Below are 21,030 nucleotides of genomic sequence, written 5' to 3'. Positions count from 1 at the left end.
AATTGCAACCTATGGGAGGCACGGGGCCTCCCAGTCCGATTAACCGGCCGCTACCACGTCGGCAACCGCGAGTTCAAATCTAGCCATACCCGCTGCAATATCTTCATCAGGGATAACCAATGAAGGTGTGAAACGAATCACGTTTGTACCCGCCACTAATGTCATTAGACCGTGTTTAGTGCTGGCTAGTAAGAAGTCACGTGCGCGATCTTTATAATCGTCATTTAACACTGCACCAAGCAGCAAACCTTTACCACGCACTTCGGCGAAAACTTTGTATTTTTCGTTGATAGCATTTAGCGCGTCACGGAAAAGTTGCTCTTTATGCTTTACTTGAGCCAGTAACTCTGGGTTGTTTACTGTATCGAACGCAGCTTCTGCCACCGCGCAAGCTAACGGGTTGCCACCATAAGTAGAACCGTGAGTACCCACTTTTAAATGCTTAGCGATATTATCTGTGGTGATCATCGCACCGATAGGGAAACCACCACCTAACGCTTTTGCAGTACTTAAAATATCAGGCGTTACACCTAGACCTTGGTACGCATATAGTTCACCTGTACGACCAACACCCGATTGTACTTCATCAAAAATTAGTAGTGCATTGTGCTTATCACACAGAGCGCGAACGCCTTCAACAAATTCTTTTGTTGGAGTGATGATCCCGCCTTCACCTTGTAGCGGCTCCATCATCACGGCACAGGTCTTGTCGCTGATCAAAGCTTCAAATGCTGCTAAGTCGTTATAGTCGCAGTGTACGATATCAGCCGGTTTCGGGCCGAAGCCGTCAGAGTAGGCTGCTTGACCACCCACTGTTACGGTAAAGAATGTACGACCATGGAAGCCTTTATTGAACGCGATGATCTGTGTTTTATCTTCACCGTAGTTGTCCAAGGCAAAACGACGAGCTAGTTTTAGCGCTGCTTCATTCGCTTCTGCGCCTGAGTTTGCGAAGTAGACTTTGTCTGCAAATGTCGCGTCAGTGATTTTTTTCGCTAAACGAAGTGCAGGCTCATTGGTCATGACGTTTGACAGATGCCATAACTTTTGGCCTTGCTCTGTTAATGCGTTTACCAAAGCTGGGTGACAGTGGCCAAGGCAGTTAACGGCAATACCGCCAGCAAAATCAATATATTCGTCGCCTTTTTGATCCCATACTCGTGAACCCTTACCTTTTACAGGGATCACATCTGATGGATTGTAGTTTGGTACCATAACCTGATCGAATAATTCACGGTTAGTTTGCATGACGACTTCCTCTTAATATTTTACTTCAACTTGTGTGCACCTTTTTTAAACAATCTAGAAGGTGCTTAATATTCCTCATTATTACGATGATTAAAGTAAATTTGCAGTGCAAAAATGTGCAAAATGATTAAAATAAAAGTCAAATTAATGAAGTGATTTAGCAAAATGATAAGTTCACAAGATGAAAAGCTGATTGCGCTGCTGCGCAGTAATGCTCGTGCAAGTATTTCCGACCTAGCCAGAAGTTTAGATTTATCTCGATCTACCGTGCAAAGCCGACTACAAAAGCTTGAGCAATCAGGGGTGATCCAAGGTTATAGCGTAGAGTTTGGTGAAGCCTACTTGTCAGAGCTGGTAGAAGCACATGTGTCGATTAAGGTAAAACAAAAGCTGACGACCAAAACCAATATTGCCTTAAAGCATATAAGCCATATTAGCGCACTTTATGCCATCAGTGGCGAGTACGACATGATAGCGGTTGTTGAAGCGCAAAATCTGCAACAGTTGAGCACGATTTTGGATGATATAGGAAATTTGGAAGGGGTAGAGCGGACCAATTCATCGGTAATATTAGAAACCAAATTTAAGCGTTAGGTGGGAGCTTTTATTGGTAACAAGGGCTGTTTTTTGAGCACTGTTATGGATTGTTTATATTGGTTTTTCTATGTGTGAAAATTAGCGCAGGTAATATAGCCCGTTTTGTTCGTTTTTATTCCGACACTTTGTGAGAGAATAAACTGTCAGATAAACGGAGAAAAATTTGGATTCAGTGGCTGCTATTGGATTGCTTTTATTTATGTTTCTAGTCGGTGCTGGTCAAAGTAAGGAAGAACAAGAACTTTCGTTTAAGGACAATTTTACCTCCTATAAATACCTAAAGGTCTTGTTTTTGTTAATTGCTTTGGGGTATTGCATGATTATTTATCATATAGGTGCTAATGAATTGGCTTTAGATGATGAAGATCCATTACTCTTTGATATATTCAATTGGTTGTTTTACTTCGTAGCATTTGGCCTTGGTATTAATTGTATAATTTTCTCAAAAAATTCAGCTTTTACAGAGCACCTAAGAGTAGGTGCGTATAAATCAACCCAGAAAAATTCACTAATTATCAAGTTTTTAGGTGTTCAATGAGATTTGCGCCATATTTCTGTGTAGTTATAACAATCTTAATTTTTAGTCGTGAATCATTAGACTCGAATATTAATAATGATCTTTTGCTATCCATTAAAGGCGGCAATTTAAAACAGTTTCAGCAGCTTTTATCAGATGGCGCAGATCCGAATTATAGGGATGAAAAAGGAGATCCTCAAAATCGACCCGTGGTTATGGAGCAAGCCGCAGTTCATGAGAACCCAATGTTTTTGCAGTTATGTTTAGAGCATGGTGCTAACCCCGATATTCTTGATGGCTACAAAAGTTCACCTGTAATTCTTGAAGCTGCAAAATATTCGCGGCTCGCAAACGTTAAATTACTTGTGAAGCATGGCGCTAACTTGAATGCTCAGAATAAGAGTGGCAATACTCCACTTCATTTGGCTATATCCGTTAAAAACTATAACATTGCGCATTTTCTGGTTTTAAGTGGTGCATCATTAAAAGTCGAGAATAAATGGGGTTACACTCCAGTTGATCAACTTAAAAAATTCGGAGATGCAGGAGTTAAAAAAGGTAGTAATTATTACGAGTGGTATCTTAAGTTTGTTGCACTGGTAGATGAAAATAATACCTAATAATTTGTTTAACAAGGACAAAATGCAGTTGGCTTTTTCTCCTTCGTCGCATAATTTTAGTCAACTATATTTTGTCCATTAACAGGGCGTTAGTTAAATAAAGAAGTTTCGTGGATATTTTAGGGTTACTATCAGGTACTTTAGTTCAAGTTTGCTACATCATACCCCTGTTACTTATCGTTTCAATATTCAGGAGTCGATGGTTTAAAGGTCTGCTCGGCGAGAAGAACATTCAAGGACAGTCACTCAAATTTTAACCTTTGAGTGGCTAATCTACATTTTTAGTTCTAAAAATCGAATCAAATTCTAAGTCCAAGGAGTGAATGATGGGATTAACAAGGAAGAGGCAAATCAGTTTGTCAGATATAATTTTTTATAGATGGCGTAAATAGGTCAATAAATATCATTTTGTGCGTTGAACGAGCTTGTGGCGTGAGGCCATGCTGTGTAGTATCTAGCTGTTAACAAAAACGAATAGGAGAATTTGATGATTGTATTACCAACCCACCCGGCAGTGAGTCAACGCTAGGTTTTAATAAACTTCACAACCTGATTTTCTCAATTCTGCCCGGTGTTGTCTAAACACAGGGTTAATGTGCCCCATTATCCCTATTGATCCTCACTTGTGTGCGCGTCACACAGACGAAGGGATATAGCAATGAATCAGAGTTATTCATTACGCCAACTAGGTTGGCAACCATTTTTTCAACAACAACTTTCTTTAGACGAGTATGAACACACTGTATGTGGGCGTATTACTGAGCATCATCGCAGTGAATATATAGTTCAGCTTGAAACGCAAAGTAAGGCGCTTGCTATTAGCCAAAATCTACCGAATATGGTGGTAGGAGATTGGGTTTTACTCGATCAAAATTTGCAATTTGTGCGGCTTTTGCAGCGAAAATCTTTGTTCTCGAGAAAAAGCGCCGGTGCTGCATTAAAGCAACAAATGATTGCGGCCAATGTCGATACGCTGTTTATTGTGATGTCTTTAAATCAAGATTTTAACTTAAACCGTTTGGAGCGATATTTGGCATTAGCGCACGATGCGGATGTTGAACCAGTAGTGGTACTGAGCAAACGTGACCTTTGCGATGATGTAGAAAGCAAAGTCGCACAAGTACAAGCGTTAAACCCATTATTGATGGTGGTGGCGTTAAACGGTTTGCTAACTCAAGCTGCTGAATTATTGGCACCTTGGTGTGGTAATGGCAAAACGGTGTCGTTCGTTGGTTCATCTGGTGTGGGTAAATCAACCCTTATCAATCGCTTGCTAGGAGAAGAAGTCAGTCAAACCAATGGCATACGTGAAGACGATGACAAAGGTAAGCACACCACAACGGCACGCTGTTTATATATTAGTGAGCAAAATGGTGCGGTTATGGATACCCCAGGAATGCGCGAGCTGCAATTAGCGGGGAGTGAGCAAAGCTTGCAAACCACGTTTGCAGATATTGAAGAATTTGCACAGCATTGCCGGTTTAAAGATTGCCATCACCAAAATGAACCAAGTTGTGCGGTACTCAAAGCTCTAGAGCAAGGTGAATTGGACGCGCGTCGCCTTGTTAATTATCAAAAGTTGCTAAAAGAGCAAGCGCATAATAACGCGAGTTTGAAGCAGCAACGTGATAAAGACAAACAATTTGGCAAATTCGTGAAGCAAGCACTCAAAGAAAGAAAACTACATAAAGGTTGGTAGTTGATAATAAAGCCGGATAGTCAGCTATCCGGCTTTATTATAGAGTCTAAGAAAGCCTATTTACTTATATAATCTTTTGAAATATATATCATGTGATGGAAAAACAATGATAATAAAGAACTTGCTTAAAAAGCTGGGTATTTCACTGCTTATCACAGTAGGATTAATACTCGCGTGGATGGTCTACGTTGATTTACATCTTTATTTACGTCCCACAGCAAAAGAGTTAGATACATTGATCAGCCAGCAGTTAGAAGCCGCAAAACAGCCCAGTGCGACAGTGTTGATTTTTGAAAAAGATAAAGTGCTGTTTTCTAAAGGGTATGGATATGCCAATATCGAACAGTAGCGTGAAGCTACGCCTGAGACTTTATATCGCGTGGCATCGGTTTCTAAACTTGTTAGCGCAACGGCATTAATGGTGCTTTATGAGCAAGGTAAATTCAAACTAGATGATGATATTAGTCAGTTTTTGCCATTCAAGGTTCGCAACCCCAGTTTTCCTAACACTCCCATCACATTTAGAATGCTATTAACGCACACATCGAGTATTTCTGATGGCTTGTTCTTTATAAAAGGCGCCTACTGGGATACTTATGATGTTATTGGGCGACCAGATAAAACTGCTGAGCCACTGGGTGAGTTTATGCAAAACTATTTTGCGGTTGATGGCCGTCATTATGATGCTGACGTGAACTTTAATGACTCAAAGCCCGGTACTGGTGTTGAATATAGTAATGTGGCCTTTGGTTTAATTGGCTATTTGGTAGAACAAATCTCGGCGCAGCCGTTTGCAGAGTTTTGTCGCGAATATATTTTTCTACCGCTGGGCATGACTCACTCAGCGTGGTTCACTTACCAAGCAGAGCGCGCCAAGATGGCAATGCCTTACGACTACAACATGTTCACTAATCGCTATGAAGCCATTGGTTTTTACGATGTAACGACTTACCCTGATGGTGGCTTAGTCACATCAACATCAGAGTTTATGCGCTTTTTATATGTGTTTATTAATGTCGGTAAAGCGCAAAATGGCACAACCGTTTTAAGCAAAAAAACCGTAGATGACATGCTGCGAATTCAACTGCCAGACATAAGCCCAATACCCGGTTTAGCTTGGGCCAATGTGAAAGGTAAACATATGCACAGTGGCACAGATCCGGGTGTGAAAGCGCTTGTGATGCTCTCAACACAAGAGAAATGGGGCGCCATTATGTTTAGTAATGGTGGCTCAGTGCGAGCAGGGCTTGGCTATGAGATAAGAGACGATTTTTATGACTATTTACAGCGATATGGCATCACGCTTTTGAAGTGATATAGAGTGCGGATCATTGGGTTAACTAAAGAAGCAATAGTGAGTTTGATGGGAATAAGCGCGTAGGCAAGTTACTTGAATCATGTTTCAGTCAGGGTGGAAAAACGTGTCAGTGATGAAACACAGACACGTAAATTTGTGCACTTTTAGAAAGCGTTAACATCAATTCCTATGTATGCGCAGCACTTTTAAGTGACTGCGCTTGTCTTGCTTATTATCTGGCTTATCATGGCGTGAATCAAAGCTTCTCATACAGAGTGAAACTGTTGAGATAATGCGCCAATAGAGCGCTTTTTTAGAAGTTTTAAAACAGAATGAATGCCTAGAGTGGGCTATCAAAATATGACTGAGGCATCGGGAGCAATCTCATCAAATATCGTTGGTTATGACAATCGGTGTTGACCTCACAAACATAATAATGGTTACTCGCCAATTATGAAAGAAAGGCAGTGTTGGGAAGCTTATAACGAGGTGGCCAAAAAGTACTGACCACTATATTAATCTGATACCAAACCATGAATATCTATGGGTTATAGACGTTTTTGGTTTTTAGTTTTGAGCTAATTTAACTCTGATTTTGCTCTTATCCACAGTTGAAAGGTGTAATTTCTCAATGGCTGTTTTTGCTTCGTTTTCGTTAGGCATTTCAACAAATGCGAAGCCTTTTGATTGGCTAGTTTCTTGGTCTAAAACTAGGTTGCACTCACTTACAGTGCCGTGAGAAGAAAACAGAACACGAATTTCATGTTCAGATGTTGTACGCTCTAAATTGCGAACTAAAAGTTTCATAGTGGTTACCTAATATAAAATGCGAGCTAAGTGTGGCAGGTTACGGGTAACAAACCAAGTTATTGATCGTCTACCTTGAAAATTGTACCTAACAAGCGTTTGCACCCAAAAGTAATCACTTCTTGCTGCTGTATCTACTTCGATAGGAAACGTAGGTTGAGTAAGCTGAAGGCGCCATCCAATGATCTGCTAGAACACAAAAAGGTATAGCGCGGTAGGGCGGCATAAACGAAGCGCAATCTGGCCATTTACAGTTTTACGCAACGGGCAGACTCATTACCTATTACCTAAAAAGGACAGTCACTCAAACTTGTTGAGCACGATTTTGGGTGATATGGGAAATTTGGAAGGGGTAGAGCGGACCAATTCATCGGTAATATTAGAAACCAAATTTAAGCGTTAGGTGGGGGGCTATTTTCATATCTGTTGACGTTTTACACGGGCTTAAATGTCTTTTTGGTACTGAGTGTATGAGCTAAGCTAAATTACTGAAATTAATAAAGATATTTCTGATCTGTATGGAAATATAGGAATGATGGCATTAAATTAATGTGACAAAATAGGTAAAACTAGTTGTTCATACATTCAACAAATGGTAGTTTTACGCCGTTTTTAAGATTCGGGTCCAAAATCCCAAAACTGGCAATAATAGTACCTTGCGTTGTTTTAAGTGACGATGTGTAAAATCCTCACATGTATTTTCAATGGTTCTGATTATGTTGCTAATTTATAAGGAAAGATGAGTTTTTCTCGGAGTGAATTGATTTAAATAGCATATTTTTTGGCTAACCCAGAGTTCTTTTTGTGGACATTATCGCAATGTCTATATTGTGAAAATTACATCTGCTTAAATGTATGATTCGAAGTTTATGCGCGCCTCCATTGTGAGTGTTATCTCATTTTTCTACCAAGATTAAGCATGATTGACGATAGTCTAGGCTATTCCAAAGGGTTGGTCTCATCAAATAACGCTAGCCCATAAAAGTCTATTTTGCTGTTTTAGTACATGACTTTGGACACACGAACGTATAGCAGGTCTACTGCACCAAGCTCACTTTCAGTTGATAAAATACATAGGCTGGGCCTTAGAAGGTGAGATTATGAGCGAGCATTTTTGGAAATGTTTCGGTTGCGAGAGAAGCATGTTTTTGAACAGTAAAAGAGGCTCTTCCGCCGTCATTTCGTGGCCGTTTTACGCGGCATCTAGTAATGAATTCGAAACTATTCGGATATATAAACCTAAGGAGAAGTACAAATGTTAAAAAAGTTGGGTCTAGCCTCATTAATTCTTTTGAGTGTTTCAGGATGCTCTACTTATTCTGTTAATCGCTACGCTGTATCGGTTGATAACATATCCTCGTTAAAACAGATTGCGAGCTCGCAAATTAATGTAGGTGAGTTTAATGCTGAAGGAAAGAGCAAAACCAGCATTATGTGTAGAGGTGTCGGTCCAATCAAAACACCTGATGGTGACACATTTGAGGGCTTTATTCGTAAGGCACTAATTGATGAGCTTAAAATGGCTGAAGCTTTTGATACAGCAGCGCCTGTAACATTAACCGGCACATTAAACTCTATTGATTTCTCATCAGCTTCAGGTAGCTGGGACATTGCTATGACAGTGGAGTCTTCTAATGGGCAATCACTATCTGTTTCTGAAAGCTATTCATTTACAAGTAGCTTTTATGGTGAAACAGCATGTAACCAAACTGCTCAAGCGCTAATGCCTGCTGTACAAAACTTAATTGGAAAAATCGTAGCAAACGAAAACTTTCCAAAGTTAATTACAGGCGCATAAACGTGCTTAAGGCCGTGCGTGTCTAGCACGCACGGTGAATCTACACAGCCCTTTAAAAAAGGTCTCAGACACAGTTACTCTGAAACTTTCAGCACTCTTGTACGTATCAACATGTTTATAATTAGCGGCTTGATACAGAGGTTCGAAAGTGCAGAAATCAATGCTAATACCACTATTCCGATCAGTGGAATAACCGCACCAAATACCACCGAAGAGGCTAAAACGTGCGCCAGAATACATTCAGCGCGATAAATTGGCACAAACAGACCTGCTACGAGTATACCGACGGCAATATACATGGTTAGATCTTGCTGTCCTGCAACCCAAGCAATTGACTGCAACGCTGTTACGCAAAACATGATAACAAAACCCATTTTAGTGTGTGTTGGTATTGTTCCCTTTGCGTTCATACCTTCATGGTGTTGAAGTTTAATTCGTTTTATCACTGTGTGAGCTGTAAACCACGCGAGGCTAGGAAGGATCAACATGCTCCAATAGTTAGAGATGCTTGGGTAACTGGGGTTGTGTAATAAGTGGTGACTTAAAACTCCGCCATTAAAATGCTCCCATGCAAGAGTAAGAGCTGCAAAAGCTGTAACCATTATCACTAACCAGTACTGATGTTTCCTAATGTTCTGAATATCCATAATTTTCTCTTAATTTTATTTAAAAAATGCCTAGTTTGCTGAAATTAGCAGGATCTGAGCCAAGTTTTTAATGCAATAAAATCAATCGGTTAAAATTGATGTGTTGGTAAGAAAAGTTATAATATACATAGTTAGCGGATAATTTGGTTAAAAAGACCAAGCGGTTAACAAAGTGACCCTTGTTAGCATTGTTATTCGAATGGATAGACAGTATCGGACTCTACCTTACAGATTAAGTTATTTTGAAGTGAAAAATACGCGTACATTTTCATCGTTTATCTCGTTTGACTTCACAGCGACTCAAAAATAACAGCAATGGAAAAACATAGTGAGCTAATAAATGATGTTACCTAGTGTGTTGAGGTCTTAGTGCTGTCATCGGGCAACCATACGCCTGTGCCTGTGGCGGCCATCTGATTCATACCAGATCTGAGTACCTTGTTGCCAACACTTTGTGAGCTTTGCGGCTTGCTTACATGGTAGCCTTGCACACAACGGATCCCCATATTTTTTACCAGTTCAAATTGCTCAAGTTCTTCTACCCCCTCTGCGATAACACGCAACGATAGTTGATTACCCAGTTCACTGATAGAGCGTAATATTTGCTGATATTTAACGTTACTCTTGGCTTGATTGATAAAGTGTTTATCAACTTTGAGTACATCTATGGGTAAATCGGCCAGTGTACTTAATGAACTAAATCCTGTACCAAAGTCGTCGATAGCGATGGTTACACCCATTTTTCTGCATGCTTCCAGTTGTTTGATTATTTTCTCACTTGCAGTAATGAGCGTTGATTCTGTAATTTCCAACATAAGCGACTGTGCAGGCAATTGCGTGTTGTGTAATGTAGCTGTCACCCATTCATGCACATCTCGGTGTTTGAGTTGCACACCTGAAACATTCACTGAAATTCGAACTTGTTTCATACCCGCTTTGTACCATGAGTACATTTGTTGACAGGCAGTGGTTAAAATCCAGTCACCAAGTTCAAGGATCAGATTGGTTTCTTCTGCGATGGGGATAAATTCATCGGGGGCTATCATACCTTCCACAGGGTGGTGCCACCTTACTAATGCTTCAAAGTAATCGATGGCACAATCTTCTACGTGAACAATGGGTTGAAACGACAAGTGAAAGTTATGTTCAGATATTGCTGTTCTGAGTTCCTCGAGTAAATAGTGATAGCGGCGCATCTTGTTACCCATTTCAGGAGAATATACTCGAAATATTCCTCTACCATCAGACTTTGCCCGATACATGGCGACATCAGCCATTTGTAAAAGTGCGTTTGGCCTGGCTGCACTCTCTGGATAGATTGCAATACCGATACTAGCACCTATTTTAATAAGCTTATTTCCAAGGTGAAAATCACGTTCAATTTCATTGAGTACTGTTTGAGCGATGTCATTGCAAACACTCGGGTGTTTTAAGTGAGGAATAAACAGTGAAAACTCATCGCCACCGAGTCTGGACAAATTTCTTTCTAGTGCGAGCGAAGGATCGATATCTTCAAGCTGATATTGCTTTACAATCGCTTTTAAACGATGCGCTACCTGAATAAGGATATCATCGCCAAAGCTGTGACCAAAAGCGTCATTCACTTGTTTAAAGCCATCGAGGTCAATAAACAGGAGTCCGCAACGTTCACCCGTTTCTGCGGCTGCTTTAAGTTGCTTTTCTAAATGCTGCAAGTAGGCGTGTCGGTCTATTAATAGTGTGAGCTTATCTTGAAATGCCAAACTGGCATTTTTTTGTTTCGAATCGGCCAAGGATATTTTTGCATGCTCAAGTAATGTTGCGATTCGTTTTTGGGTATCACCAGCAGCTTCTTTGTTTTGCGATGACGATGATATGGCATCGATCAAATTAATGACTTGCTGCTCAATTACGCTCAAATCTTCATCTCGTTTTGACGATTTTCGGCGTCGATTTAACATGAACATTATAGCTAATGTTATCAGCATAAAATAACCAATCGCTTCAACGCTGGTAAGTGCTCTTTGTAATACTAAACGTGTTTCGATGAGTGAGGTGAACTTTGCTGATTCAGTGATTTTTACATAATCTTTGTCATTGGCGCTGACGATTGGCAAATTAAATAACAAGACACGAAATGCGAAGTTCTCACTTGGATGAACAAACTTGGAGGCGACTGTCTCAAGTTTTACATCAGTTTGGTGATGTAAGTTGTGCAGCGCTTTGATACATAGCAGATTAGTAATATAACCTATAGTTACTAAAACTAGAATACTAATACATAACTTTTTCAATATGTTACTCATTACTAAATTACGTCCATATAGCTGCTTTCAAAGCCGGGCAATATATAAGTATTGTGCATAGAAATGAAATGGACAACTTGAGGCTTTGTGCTTTTTTGTTCAATACAGTGCAAAAATGTAAATTATTTGTATGGCTTTCTTGTAACTTATTGAGAGTAGTATTAATTTTATTCACTTTACAGGAATATAGAGTACAGCTTACTTTAGTCTTTAAAATGTTGGTGTGTGTTTTGCTCTATCTACTTTGAACCTTAAACACAGGCCAATACGAGATGTTTTGCACAAAAAAGGTGCAAATTCGTTTCAAAAATGCACTGTCATAAAGCGTAAATACTAATTTGGTTTACTCTTGATATGACTACCACTGTTTCCGATTGTTAAGCAGTTGAAGGCACGGCACTGTGGCAAGGATAAAATTACCATCAGAATGGTTTATTTGGAGCCTGCTATGTTAACCAAACGCTTTTTTAAAACTAAAGATGAAGCCGAAGTCACCTTTGAGTTTTCACACCCCCAAGCTAAGAAAGTCGAGCTTGTTGCTGAGTTTACCGATTGGCAGCCATTAGCTATGAAGTTTGTCAAAAAAGATGGCGCATTCAAACTGAAACAAAGGTTACCCGTTGATAAACAATACCATTTCAAGTATCTCATAGATGGAAGCAAATGGGATAATGACCACCATGCGGATGCTTATGTGCCAAATAGTTTTGGTACCGAAAACAGTGTAGTTAATACCCAGCGACTTGTGTAGCTGAACCTATGCAGGGGTTATCTCAGCTTTATTATTTGCATGGCATTGGCTATGACTACACGAAGTACACGGGCGAGCATGTAGTATTTGAAGAACGTGTTAGAGAACAGGCGTTACGTTGTTGTGGGATAGAAACAGCGGACTCTGCTTTGATAGAACAACTGAACTTTGAATTGGATATCGCCCCGTGGCAGCGTGTTGTCGACGAAGTCTGCTTGATAGAACAACATGATAGGCTGCTAAGATTAAAGCTGCCCGATCACCAAATAGGTGGTGTTGCGAGTTTAAAGATCGCCACATTAGATTATGAGTGTCAGTTTGACCTGACAAGTGGTGTGGTCGTTGGTGAATATCGGTATGAAGGCACGCGTTATGTTGAAGTTGCCTATCAGATTAAACCTATCCCTACCGGGTACTTCGACGCGCTATTGTCTTTGTCATATGGCCGATTTGACACCCAAATATGGTCGGTTCCTTCGGAATGTTATAATCCTTTGGATGCGGATGTTGTTGGTTTATCAGTACAACTATACACTTTGCGTAGCGATAGAAACTTAGGTATAGGTGATTTTGGTGACTTGCAAGATTTAATCTCACACAGTGCAAAATCGCGGTGTGATTATATCTTGCTAAATCCTCTGCATCTACTGTTTGGCGAACAAGTACACAGGGTTAGCCCTTATAGTCCGAACCATCGTAGTCTTCTCAACCCTTTATACATCGCCGTTGATTTGTGTGATGACTTTAAAGGTAGCGAGGAATTAGCTGCGTTGTACCAACAATCGTTATCTCAGTTAGACGACCAAAAGAATCAGACATATATAGATTACTCACAAGTAAGTGAACAAAAATATGGCTTGCTCAAAGCGCTTTATGCGCATTTCAAACAACATCAATCAACACACAGAGCGGCGCAATTCTTAGCTTTTCAACAAGAATTTGCCACAGTACTTGAGGCTTTAGGCACGGACGAGCAAGCGATTTACTGGCAGTGGTTGGCGTGGCTGCAATTAGAGAGCTGTCAACAGCTCGCTGTGCAAATGGGTATGCGCATTGGACTTATTAACGACTTAGCAGTGGGTTGCGCTGATGACAGCCTTGAATATCAGGCGAACCAAGCGCTATATACACACAATGCCCATGTTGGTGCTCCGCCGGACCCTTGGGCCGAAAACGGTCAGGATTGGGGGCTGCCCGCGCTGAATCCACTCAAAATTAAACGTCGTAGATATGAGTTTTTCAAGCAGTTGTTACGCAGCAACATGAGAGCAGTAGGCGGCCTTCGTATTGATCATGTAATGGCTATCCGCCGCTTATGGTGGTGCTTTGAAGTGGAGCACAAAAGACAGGGTTGTTATGTTTATTATCCATTCGAACATTTAATAGCACTGATCAAAATAGAGTCTCAGTTACAGCAAACGCTTGTTATTGGTGAAGATCTTGGCGTCGTTCCGCCAGAGATAAAAGCTGTGATGCAAGAAGCGAATATGCTAGGCAACGTATTATTTTATTTCGAAAAAGACCATAACGGTGAGTTTGTTTCGCAAACAGAGTTGAGACATCAAGCGTTGTTGATGGTTGCTAACCACGATGTACCACCATTTGTCGCATGGTGGCAAGGTGATGATTTGTTACTGCGCGTTGAGTACAAGTTACTTGATGCACGCGAACTTGAAAACGAGCAGCTTAAGCGTGAAAGCGAAAAGCGTAAATTGCTAAACTGGCTGGTCGATGCAGGTGTATCCGGCTTAGAGATACACAGTGATGCGCTAACCATATATGAGAGTTTGATGTTGTCTCTGTCTCGCTCTGCTGCCCAGATGTTGTGTTTACAGCTCGATGATCTTGACGAGCAAACCTTGCCGGTAAATATTCCCGGAACTTATTTGGAATACCCTAATTGGCGGCGCAGGTTGTCCCGTAGCGCAAGTGAGATATTCAAACTTAAAGGCGATTTTATTACCACTCTAACACAAAGCAGGAAAGGAATATGAACAGTGTAGTATCAACTCGTAAGCCCATAAGAGATTATTCAATGCAGCTAAATGCATTACAAAGTGGCTGCTTTTCAGATCCCTTTTCGTTCTTAGGCTTACACGCCGTGTCGGAGCAAGAGTACGAGTTAAGGGTTTATTTACCGGGCGCGACATCGGTCAGCATTAGCTTTGATGGTAAAGAACATGCTTTAAAACGCTACTTAAATAGCGACTTGTACCTGCTGACCACGACAAAATCGATTCTTTCCCACCAAAATAAACTGAGTGTTCATTACGGTAAATCTAAACAGGTGAAGCATGATGTCTACCGTTTTGGCAGTCAGTTGGATGAAGCGACACTTTATCTATTTAATGAAGGAACGCTGGAACATGCTTATCAACACTTGGGGGCGCACTTTGTAACACATGAAGGAGTGAAAGGTGTGCGTTTTGCCGTGTGGGCTCCAAATGCGCAGAGCGTTTCTGTGATTGGTGATTTTAACTGTTGGCAGCGTTGTGAGCACTTTATGAGGTTGCATCCTGCAAGTGGGGTTTGGGAAATTTTCATTCCTGAATTGAAAGTAGATCAGTGCTACAAATACAGCATTGTTGATAATTACGGTAATACACAGGATAAAGCGGACCCATTTGCCTTTAAAATGCAACAAGCACCCGGAACGGCATCGGTATTGCAGCCGCTTGTTAAGCGTCGGACCATTACGCAGAAACAGCAAGCTTCCCGCGAAAAACGTAACCACATTAGTGCGCCTATTAGTATTTATGAAGTGCACTTAGGGTCGTGGAAACGTCGTCCAGAAGAGCAGGAACGTTATCTTACCTACCGAGAGTTAGCAGATGATCTGATCCCCTACGTCAGTGATATGGGGTTTACGCATTTGCAGCTTATGCCGATTAGTGAATACCCATTTGACGGCTCATGGGGTTATCAGCCAGTAGGTTTATTTGCGCCCACTAGTCGCTTCGGTAGCTTTGAAGATTTTGTTTATTTTGTAGAGCGCTGTCATGACGCGAACCTTGGCTTGCTAATCGATTGGGTACCTGGCCATTTCCCATCAGACCCTCATGGCTTACACAAGTTCGATGGTACGCATTTATTCGAACACGCGGATTCAAGACAAGGCTTTCATCCGGATTGGAATACTTACATATATAACTATGACCGGCCCGAAGTAAAAAGCTTCTTGTTGGCCAACGCTATGTACTGGTTAGATGAATTCAAACTAGATGGGCTGCGAGTTGATGCGGTCGCTTCCATGCTTTATTTAGATTACAGCCGTAAAGATGGTGAATGGGTTGCCAATAAATATGGTGGCCGCGAAAACTTAGGTGCTATCGATTGTTTGCAACAAGTAAACAAACGCTGTTACGGCAAAGATTCGAGCATTATGATGGTTGCTGAAGAGTCAACGGCCTGGCCGGGAGTAACCAACAGCGTTGACAATAATGGACTTGGCTTTGGTTTTAAGTGGAATATGGGCTGGATGAACGACAGTCTAGGATACATGAGCCGAGACCCAATTTATCGCCAGCACCATCACCATGAAATGACATTTTCAATGGCCTATGCCTATTCGGAAAACTACATTTTGCCGTTAAGCCATGACGAAGTTGTCCATGGTAAAGGTTCATTGCTCAGTAAAATGCCAGGCGACGATTGGCAACAATTTGCTAATTTACGAGCATATTTTGCGTTCATGTATGCGCATCCGGGTAAAAAGCTGTTGTTCATGGGGAGTGAGTTAGCACCAAGAAGTGAATGGGATCATAACCAGAGTTTAGACTGGAGTCTATTAGCCCATGAATCACACGCTGGCATTCAGAAAACCGTCAAAAAGCTCAATGAAATCTATACCAACACGCCAGCATTATATGAGTGCGACAATACTCCGGCGGGTTTTCAGTGGATAGATTGCAATAACGCCGCACAAAGTCTATTCAGTTTTGCACGCTTTGGCAAAAATCATAATGAGTTATTAGTGGTCATTTGCCACCTTACACCACAAGTTTTTCATCAGTATCGCATCGGTGTGCCTAGAGCTGGAGTGTACGAAGTGGTGCTCAACACCGACGAAAAAGCGCTATTTGGGTCGGGCGTTGAGGTGGTTGGTAGCAAACAAAAGCTTGTACAAACGGTGGCTGAACCAGCGCACGGTTTTGAACAAAGTATTGAAATCAGTATTCCTGCTTTAGCGACTTTGTATTTGCGTTGGATAACTGGGTAAATCATGTTGCATTCGAGACGGGGTAGCTGTCGCCCGCTTGGCAGTACACTGGTTAACGAAGGCGTAAATTTTGCGGTCTACGCCCCACACGCCAAGTCGCTTAGCTTGTGTCTTTTTGATAACAGTGGCCACTCAGAGGTAGCGCGTATCAGCATGTACCTTCATGAAGGCGGCGTATGGAGTGTATTTGTTTCGCCACTGGCGAGTGGGTGTTTGTATGGATACCGAGCTGATGGCGAGTATAACCCGCAAAAAGGAAAGCTGTTTAATGCTAACAAGCTACTGCTCGACCCCTATGCGAAAGATCTCCATGGAGAGTTTACTTGGAGTGAGCGACACTTTTGCCATATGCCCGTGGGAACACTCAGTCATTTGGATAACGCGATTGATATGCCAAAATCTAGAGTGGTTGATGTGCCTATGTATGAAGGCAGTAAACCCAAGGTTCCTTGGTCTAGAACGGTAATCTACGAATGTCATGTGAAAGGGGCCACATTCAGACACCCTGAAATACCAGAGTCGAAAAGGGGGAAGTTTTCGGCACTTGCGGAACCTGCCTTCATTAGTCATCTGCAATTCCTTGGTGTGACGACCATAGAATTACTGCCCGTGCATGCCTTTGTGAGCGAACAGTTTCTGACGACCAAAGGATTGACTAACTATTGGGGATACAACACGCTAAATTATTTTACCCCCCACAAGGCTTACTTAAAAAGCGGTGATGTAAGAGAGTTTCAAGAGACGGTAAAGCGTTTACATGAAGCTGGCATTGAGGTCATCTTGGATGTGGTTTACAACCACACTGCTGAGGCTGGGGTAGATGGGCCTGTATTGTCTTTTAAAGGGCTGAATAATCAAGGATATTATCGGAGCGCTGCCCAGCATCCAGATGTTTATATAAATGATACAGGCTGTGGTAACACCTTAAATATTGATGATCCGTATACATTACAACTGGTGCTAGACAGTTTGCGATACTGGGTTGAAGTCATGGGGGTAGATGGCTTTAGGTTTGACTTAGCATCTATTTTGGCTAGAAATGCTGATGGCTTTAACCGTTACCATACTTTCTTACAGACGGTGCTGCAAGACCCAGTTCTGCAAGACGTTAAGTTGATTGCAGAACCGTGGGACATTGGCCCTGGTGGCTATCAACTTGGCGCTTTTCCCGTGCCGTGGCGCGAGTGGAACGATAAATACAGGGACACGCTAAGGCGTTTTTGGCGTGGTGAGCAAGGAGTACTACCGGAGCTTGCAAAACGTGTACATGGTTCTCACGATTTATTTGAGCATAATCTGCGTGGGCCACTTAGTTCGATTAACTTCGTTACTAGTCATGACGGTTTTACGTTAGCCGATTGGGTAAGCTATGAATATAAGCACAATGAAGCGAACGGTGAGCAAAACCGTGACGGGCACAGCGCAAATCATTCAATGAATTGCGGGCAAGAAGGTTTTTCAACGGACCCAAAAATCACCTCACTTCGTCTGCAAATGCAGAAAAATGCACTATTGACGCTATTTTTATCAAAGGGCGTGCCTATGATAGCGGCTGGCAGTGAGTTTGGGCATTCTCAAGGTGGTAACAATAATGCGTATTGCCAAGATAATCGTAGTAATTGGCTGGCTTGGAAATCATCTCAATTTAATCATAGTTTAACGTTTTTTATAAAAGAGCTCGTTGCATTGCGTAGGCAATTTAGCGCGTTTTCTCATCCTTTTTATATACATGCTAACGACAGCCGATTTTCGGTGCGTTGGTTAAATGAACTGGGCGAAGCTATGCATCCAGAGCAATGGCATGAGGCGCAAAGGCGCTGGCTGGTTTATACCTTGCTCGATAACCAAAAACAACAGGCGCTGTTAATTATTCTTAATGCCAGCACCGAGCTTTTGCATTTAACTTTGCCAGAACCGCCGTTTAGTCAGCACTGGCAATTGGCAATTTCTAGCTGTAAAGCGGATAAAACCGCCACCAATTCAGTTGCAATTTCCCCCCAATCCAGTTGGGTTTTTACATCAGTAAAAGAAGGAATCACACATGGCTAAAAAAAGCGCTAACGTGTGCGTAGTAAAACATTGGCAAGATGCACCAAAACTTGATGAAAGCACTTTAAGTGACGACTTGATGCGTCATTTCTATTACACCTTGGGTAGGGATAAAGTGGGCGAGTCTCAGCTTTACTTATATCACGCGCTCGCACTGACCATAAGAGATCGCTTGATTGCCAGATGCCGTGCAACAAACCAGTATTTGAAAGAAAAGAAAACCCGTAAAGCGGCCTATCTTTCATTGGAGTTTTTGATGGGGCGAGCTTTGGGTAACGCGGTGTTAAACCTAGACCTCCAGCAGGGGACACAACAGGCACTTCAACAATACTGTACTGAACTTGAGCGAGTTGGTGAGGCAGAGCATGATGCCGGTTTGGGTAATGGTGGTTTAGGACGACTGGCTGCGTGTTTCTTGGATAGCTGTGCCAGTTTAGCGTTGCCCGTTGTCGGTTATGGTATTCGTTATGAATATGGCATGTTTAATCAAATGATTGAACAGGGTCATCAGGTAGAGCAGCCAGACAACTGGTTACGTGAAGGGCACCCGTGGGAATTAAGTGCGCCAGAGCAGGCGCAAAGAGTTAAGTTCTTTGGCCATGTTGAAACATTTCGAGATAGAAGTGGGCGTGAACACAGACAATGGGTTGATACTCATGACGTACTCGCCGTTCCTTATGATGTGCCAATTCCTGGGTATCAGAATGGTGTGGTAAATACATTACGATTGTGGAAATCAGAAGCAACGGATGAATTTGATTTATCCGAATTTAATGCGGGTAGTTACTCAGAAGCGGTGGCAAGAAAGAATCTTGCTGAACAAATCACTATGGTGCTTTATCCAAATGACACCAGTGAAAATGGCAAGGAGTTACGTTTACGCCAGCAATACTTTCTTTCCAGTGCCAGTTTGCAAGATATTTTACTGCAGTGGGTTGAGAGGTACGGCGCTAATTTTAGTGATTTTGCTCAGTATCAAGTGTTTCAGCTCAACGATACTCATCCGAGTATTGCGGTTGCGGAATTGATGCGCTTGTTTGTTGATGTGTATGAACTAGATTGGGATGAGGCTTGGCAGATCACCACACAGACGATGGCCTACACGAATCACACTTTACTGCCAGAAGCATTAGAAAAGTGGTCAGTACCCTTGTTCAAAAAACTGCTACCACGGTTATTAGAAATAATTTATGAGATAAATGCACGCTTTCTCGCTCAAGTCGCACTGCATTGGCCGGGTGATGTAAGTAAGCAAAGAGAATTATCTTTGATAGAAGAAGGTGATGTTCCGCAGATCCGCATGGCTTATTTGGCGATTGTGGGCAGTTACTCGGTAAATGGCGTTGCCGCTTTACATACCGAGCTTCTCAAGTCTGGTCTATTTAAAACTTTCTATGAGTTGTGGCCACAGAAGTTCAACAACAAGACAAATGGCGTGACTCCCAGACGTTGGCTTGCACATTGTAATCCTAAATTAAGTGCACTCATCAGTTCGAAAATTGGCTCACAGTGGGTCGCGGACTTTAGTCAAATAGAGAAGCTTCGCCGTTATTACGACGACGCTGAGTTTCACCAGCAGTGGCAAGAAGTCAAAACAGCAAACAAACAACGTTTATGTGAATTGGTCAAGCAGCGTTGTGGTGTGGGCTTTGATGTCAACATGATGTTTGACGTCCAAGTAAAACGGATCCATGAATACAAACGTCAGCTGTTGAATGTATTGCACGTTATTCATCTTTATGATCGCATTCTCAAAGGCGATGTTGAAGGTATGGCTCCACGTTGCATACTCATTGGTGGCAAAGCTGCACCAGGTTATTACATGGCGAAAAAGATCATTAAGCTCATTAATAACGTCGCCAGTGTGATTAACAGTGATGAAAAAGCAAAGCCCTACCTTAGAGTTGCGTTTTTCCCTAATTACAACGTCACAGCAATGGAGGCGATTTGCCCTGCGACTGACTTGTCTGAACAAATTTCAACTGCTGGTAAGGAAGCATCAGGGACTGGCAATATGAAGTTTATGATGAATGGCGCAATTACCATCGGCACACTAGATGGTGCCAACATTGAAATTCGTGACAATGTCGGTGCTGATAACTTCTTCTTATTCGGTGCACATGCCGATCAGACGGATGCTATACGCAGCCATTACAATCCAGAGCATCTTATAGCGCAAGACCCGAATTTAAATGCGGTGATGAGTTTATTACAAAGTGGCCACTTCAATTTACTTGAACCAAACATTTTTGATGACATCATCGACGCTATTAAGAGTCCAAATGATCAGTGGCTAGTCGCACACGATTTTGCAAGCTATGTCGAAGCACAGCAAAAGGCCTCTGATACCTATCTAGACCCGTCAACATGGACGAGGATCAGCATATTAAATACTGCGGCCAGTGGAAGTTTTTCCAGTGACCGAACCATTCAACAATATTGCGATGAGATTTGGCGTTTGTCGCCAATGCAATAGACCACCTCACAAGGATATTT

Annotated in this window: 15 protein-coding genes and 2 pseudogenes; 13 read left to right on the top strand and 4 right to left on the bottom strand. The window is 41.9% G+C overall.

Annotated elements, in window-relative coordinates:
* Nucleotides 1-39 precede the first annotated feature (39 nt).
* A complete protein-coding gene (locus C2M32_RS17540; protein WP_105169612.1) occupies nucleotides 40-1,248 on the bottom strand; it encodes an aspartate aminotransferase family protein in 1,209 nt (402 codons plus the stop codon).
* Nucleotides 1,249-1,413: 165 nt separating this feature from the next.
* On the opposite strand from C2M32_RS17540, the gene C2M32_RS17535 reads away from it, so the two are divergent.
* The 6 genes and pseudogenes from C2M32_RS17535 to C2M32_RS17505 form a co-directional block, all read left to right on the top strand.
* Nucleotides 1,414-1,842, top strand: a complete 429-nt coding sequence (locus tag C2M32_RS17535) for an Lrp/AsnC family transcriptional regulator (protein ID WP_105169611.1) — start codon at nucleotides 1,414-1,416, stop codon at nucleotides 1,840-1,842.
* 166 nt (nucleotides 1,843-2,008) lie between these two features.
* Nucleotides 2,009-2,383: a hypothetical protein gene (locus tag C2M32_RS17530; RefSeq protein WP_105169610.1), complete on the top strand. Its 375-nt coding sequence runs from the start codon at nucleotides 2,009-2,011 to the stop codon at nucleotides 2,381-2,383.
* Entirely contained in the window at nucleotides 2,380-2,982 is a 603-nt protein-coding gene (locus C2M32_RS17525) for an ankyrin repeat domain-containing protein (protein WP_105169609.1), read from the top strand. The genes C2M32_RS17530 and C2M32_RS17525 overlap by 4 nt, the downstream gene beginning before the upstream one ends.
* A gap of 658 nt (nucleotides 2,983-3,640) precedes the next feature.
* Nucleotides 3,641-4,681: a ribosome small subunit-dependent GTPase A gene (rsgA, locus tag C2M32_RS17515; protein WP_105169608.1), complete on the top strand. Its 1,041-nt coding sequence runs from the start codon at nucleotides 3,641-3,643 to the stop codon at nucleotides 4,679-4,681.
* Between the two features lie 106 nt (nucleotides 4,682-4,787).
* Nucleotides 4,788-5,030 carry a hypothetical protein gene (locus C2M32_RS17510; RefSeq protein ID WP_105169607.1) on the top strand — a complete coding sequence of 81 codons (243 nt, stop codon included), beginning with the start codon at nucleotides 4,788-4,790 and terminating at the stop codon, nucleotides 5,028-5,030.
* Nucleotides 5,031-5,048: 18 nt separating this feature from the next.
* Nucleotides 5,049-5,996 (top strand): annotated as a pseudogene (locus tag C2M32_RS17505) (serine hydrolase domain-containing protein); the annotation flags it as partial.
* 549 nt (nucleotides 5,997-6,545) lie between these two features.
* Here the strand turns inward: C2M32_RS17505 and C2M32_RS17500 are convergent.
* Nucleotides 6,546-6,785, bottom strand: coding sequence for an RNA recognition motif domain-containing protein (locus tag C2M32_RS17500; protein WP_105169605.1), 240 nt, complete (start codon nucleotides 6,783-6,785; stop codon nucleotides 6,546-6,548).
* A gap of 313 nt (nucleotides 6,786-7,098) precedes the next feature.
* Between C2M32_RS17500 and C2M32_RS20895 the strand changes: the two are divergent.
* Nucleotides 7,099-7,188, top strand: a pseudogene (locus C2M32_RS20895) (AsnC family transcriptional regulator); the annotation flags it as partial.
* An 852-nt stretch (nucleotides 7,189-8,040) separates the two neighbouring features.
* Nucleotides 8,041-8,583, top strand: coding sequence for a hypothetical protein (locus C2M32_RS17490; protein WP_105169604.1), 543 nt, complete (start codon nucleotides 8,041-8,043; stop codon nucleotides 8,581-8,583).
* A 74-nt stretch (nucleotides 8,584-8,657) separates the two neighbouring features.
* On the opposite strand, the gene C2M32_RS17485 is transcribed toward C2M32_RS17490, so the two are convergent.
* Together C2M32_RS17485 and C2M32_RS17480 are read right to left on the bottom strand one after the other, a co-directional pair.
* Nucleotides 8,658-9,230, bottom strand: coding sequence for a hypothetical protein (locus tag C2M32_RS17485; protein ID WP_105169603.1), 573 nt, complete (start codon nucleotides 9,228-9,230; stop codon nucleotides 8,658-8,660).
* 350 nt (nucleotides 9,231-9,580) lie between these two features.
* Nucleotides 9,581-11,515: a putative bifunctional diguanylate cyclase/phosphodiesterase gene (locus C2M32_RS17480; RefSeq protein ID WP_105169602.1), complete on the bottom strand. Its 1,935-nt coding sequence runs from the start codon at nucleotides 11,513-11,515 to the stop codon at nucleotides 9,581-9,583.
* A 448-nt stretch (nucleotides 11,516-11,963) separates the two neighbouring features.
* Between C2M32_RS17480 and C2M32_RS17475 the strand changes: the two genes are divergently transcribed.
* Genes C2M32_RS17475 through C2M32_RS17455 form a run of 5 tightly spaced genes read left to right on the top strand, consistent with a single transcriptional unit; the run spans nucleotide 11,964 to nucleotide 21,010 of the window.
* Entirely contained in the window at nucleotides 11,964-12,266 is a 303-nt protein-coding gene (locus tag C2M32_RS17475; RefSeq protein WP_105169601.1) for an isoamylase early set domain-containing protein, read from the top strand.
* 8 nt (nucleotides 12,267-12,274) lie between these two features.
* Nucleotides 12,275-14,260, top strand: coding sequence for a 4-alpha-glucanotransferase (malQ, locus tag C2M32_RS17470; RefSeq protein WP_105169600.1), 1,986 nt, complete (start codon nucleotides 12,275-12,277; stop codon nucleotides 14,258-14,260).
* Entirely contained in the window at nucleotides 14,257-16,485 is a 2,229-nt protein-coding gene (gene glgB / locus C2M32_RS17465) for a 1,4-alpha-glucan branching protein GlgB (protein WP_105169599.1), read from the top strand. Before malQ ends, glgB begins: the two co-directional genes overlap by 4 nt.
* Nucleotides 16,486-16,488: 3 nt before the next feature.
* The gene (gene glgX / locus C2M32_RS17460) at nucleotides 16,489-18,534 is read left to right on the top strand and encodes a glycogen debranching protein GlgX (RefSeq protein ID WP_105169598.1); all 2,046 of its coding nucleotides are present in this window, start codon (nucleotides 16,489-16,491) and stop codon (nucleotides 18,532-18,534) included.
* The gene (locus C2M32_RS17455; RefSeq protein ID WP_105169597.1) at nucleotides 18,527-21,010 is read left to right on the top strand and encodes a glycogen/starch/alpha-glucan phosphorylase; all 2,484 of its coding nucleotides are present in this window, start codon (nucleotides 18,527-18,529) and stop codon (nucleotides 21,008-21,010) included. The genes glgX and C2M32_RS17455 overlap by 8 nt, the downstream gene beginning before the upstream one ends.
* Nucleotides 21,011-21,030: the final 20 nt, after the last annotated feature.

The organism is Pseudoalteromonas sp. T1lg23B (assembly GCF_002964665.1).
Classification (GTDB): Bacteria; Pseudomonadota; Gammaproteobacteria; order Enterobacterales; family Alteromonadaceae; genus Pseudoalteromonas.
This window is presented reverse-complemented; position numbering and strand designations above follow the sequence as displayed.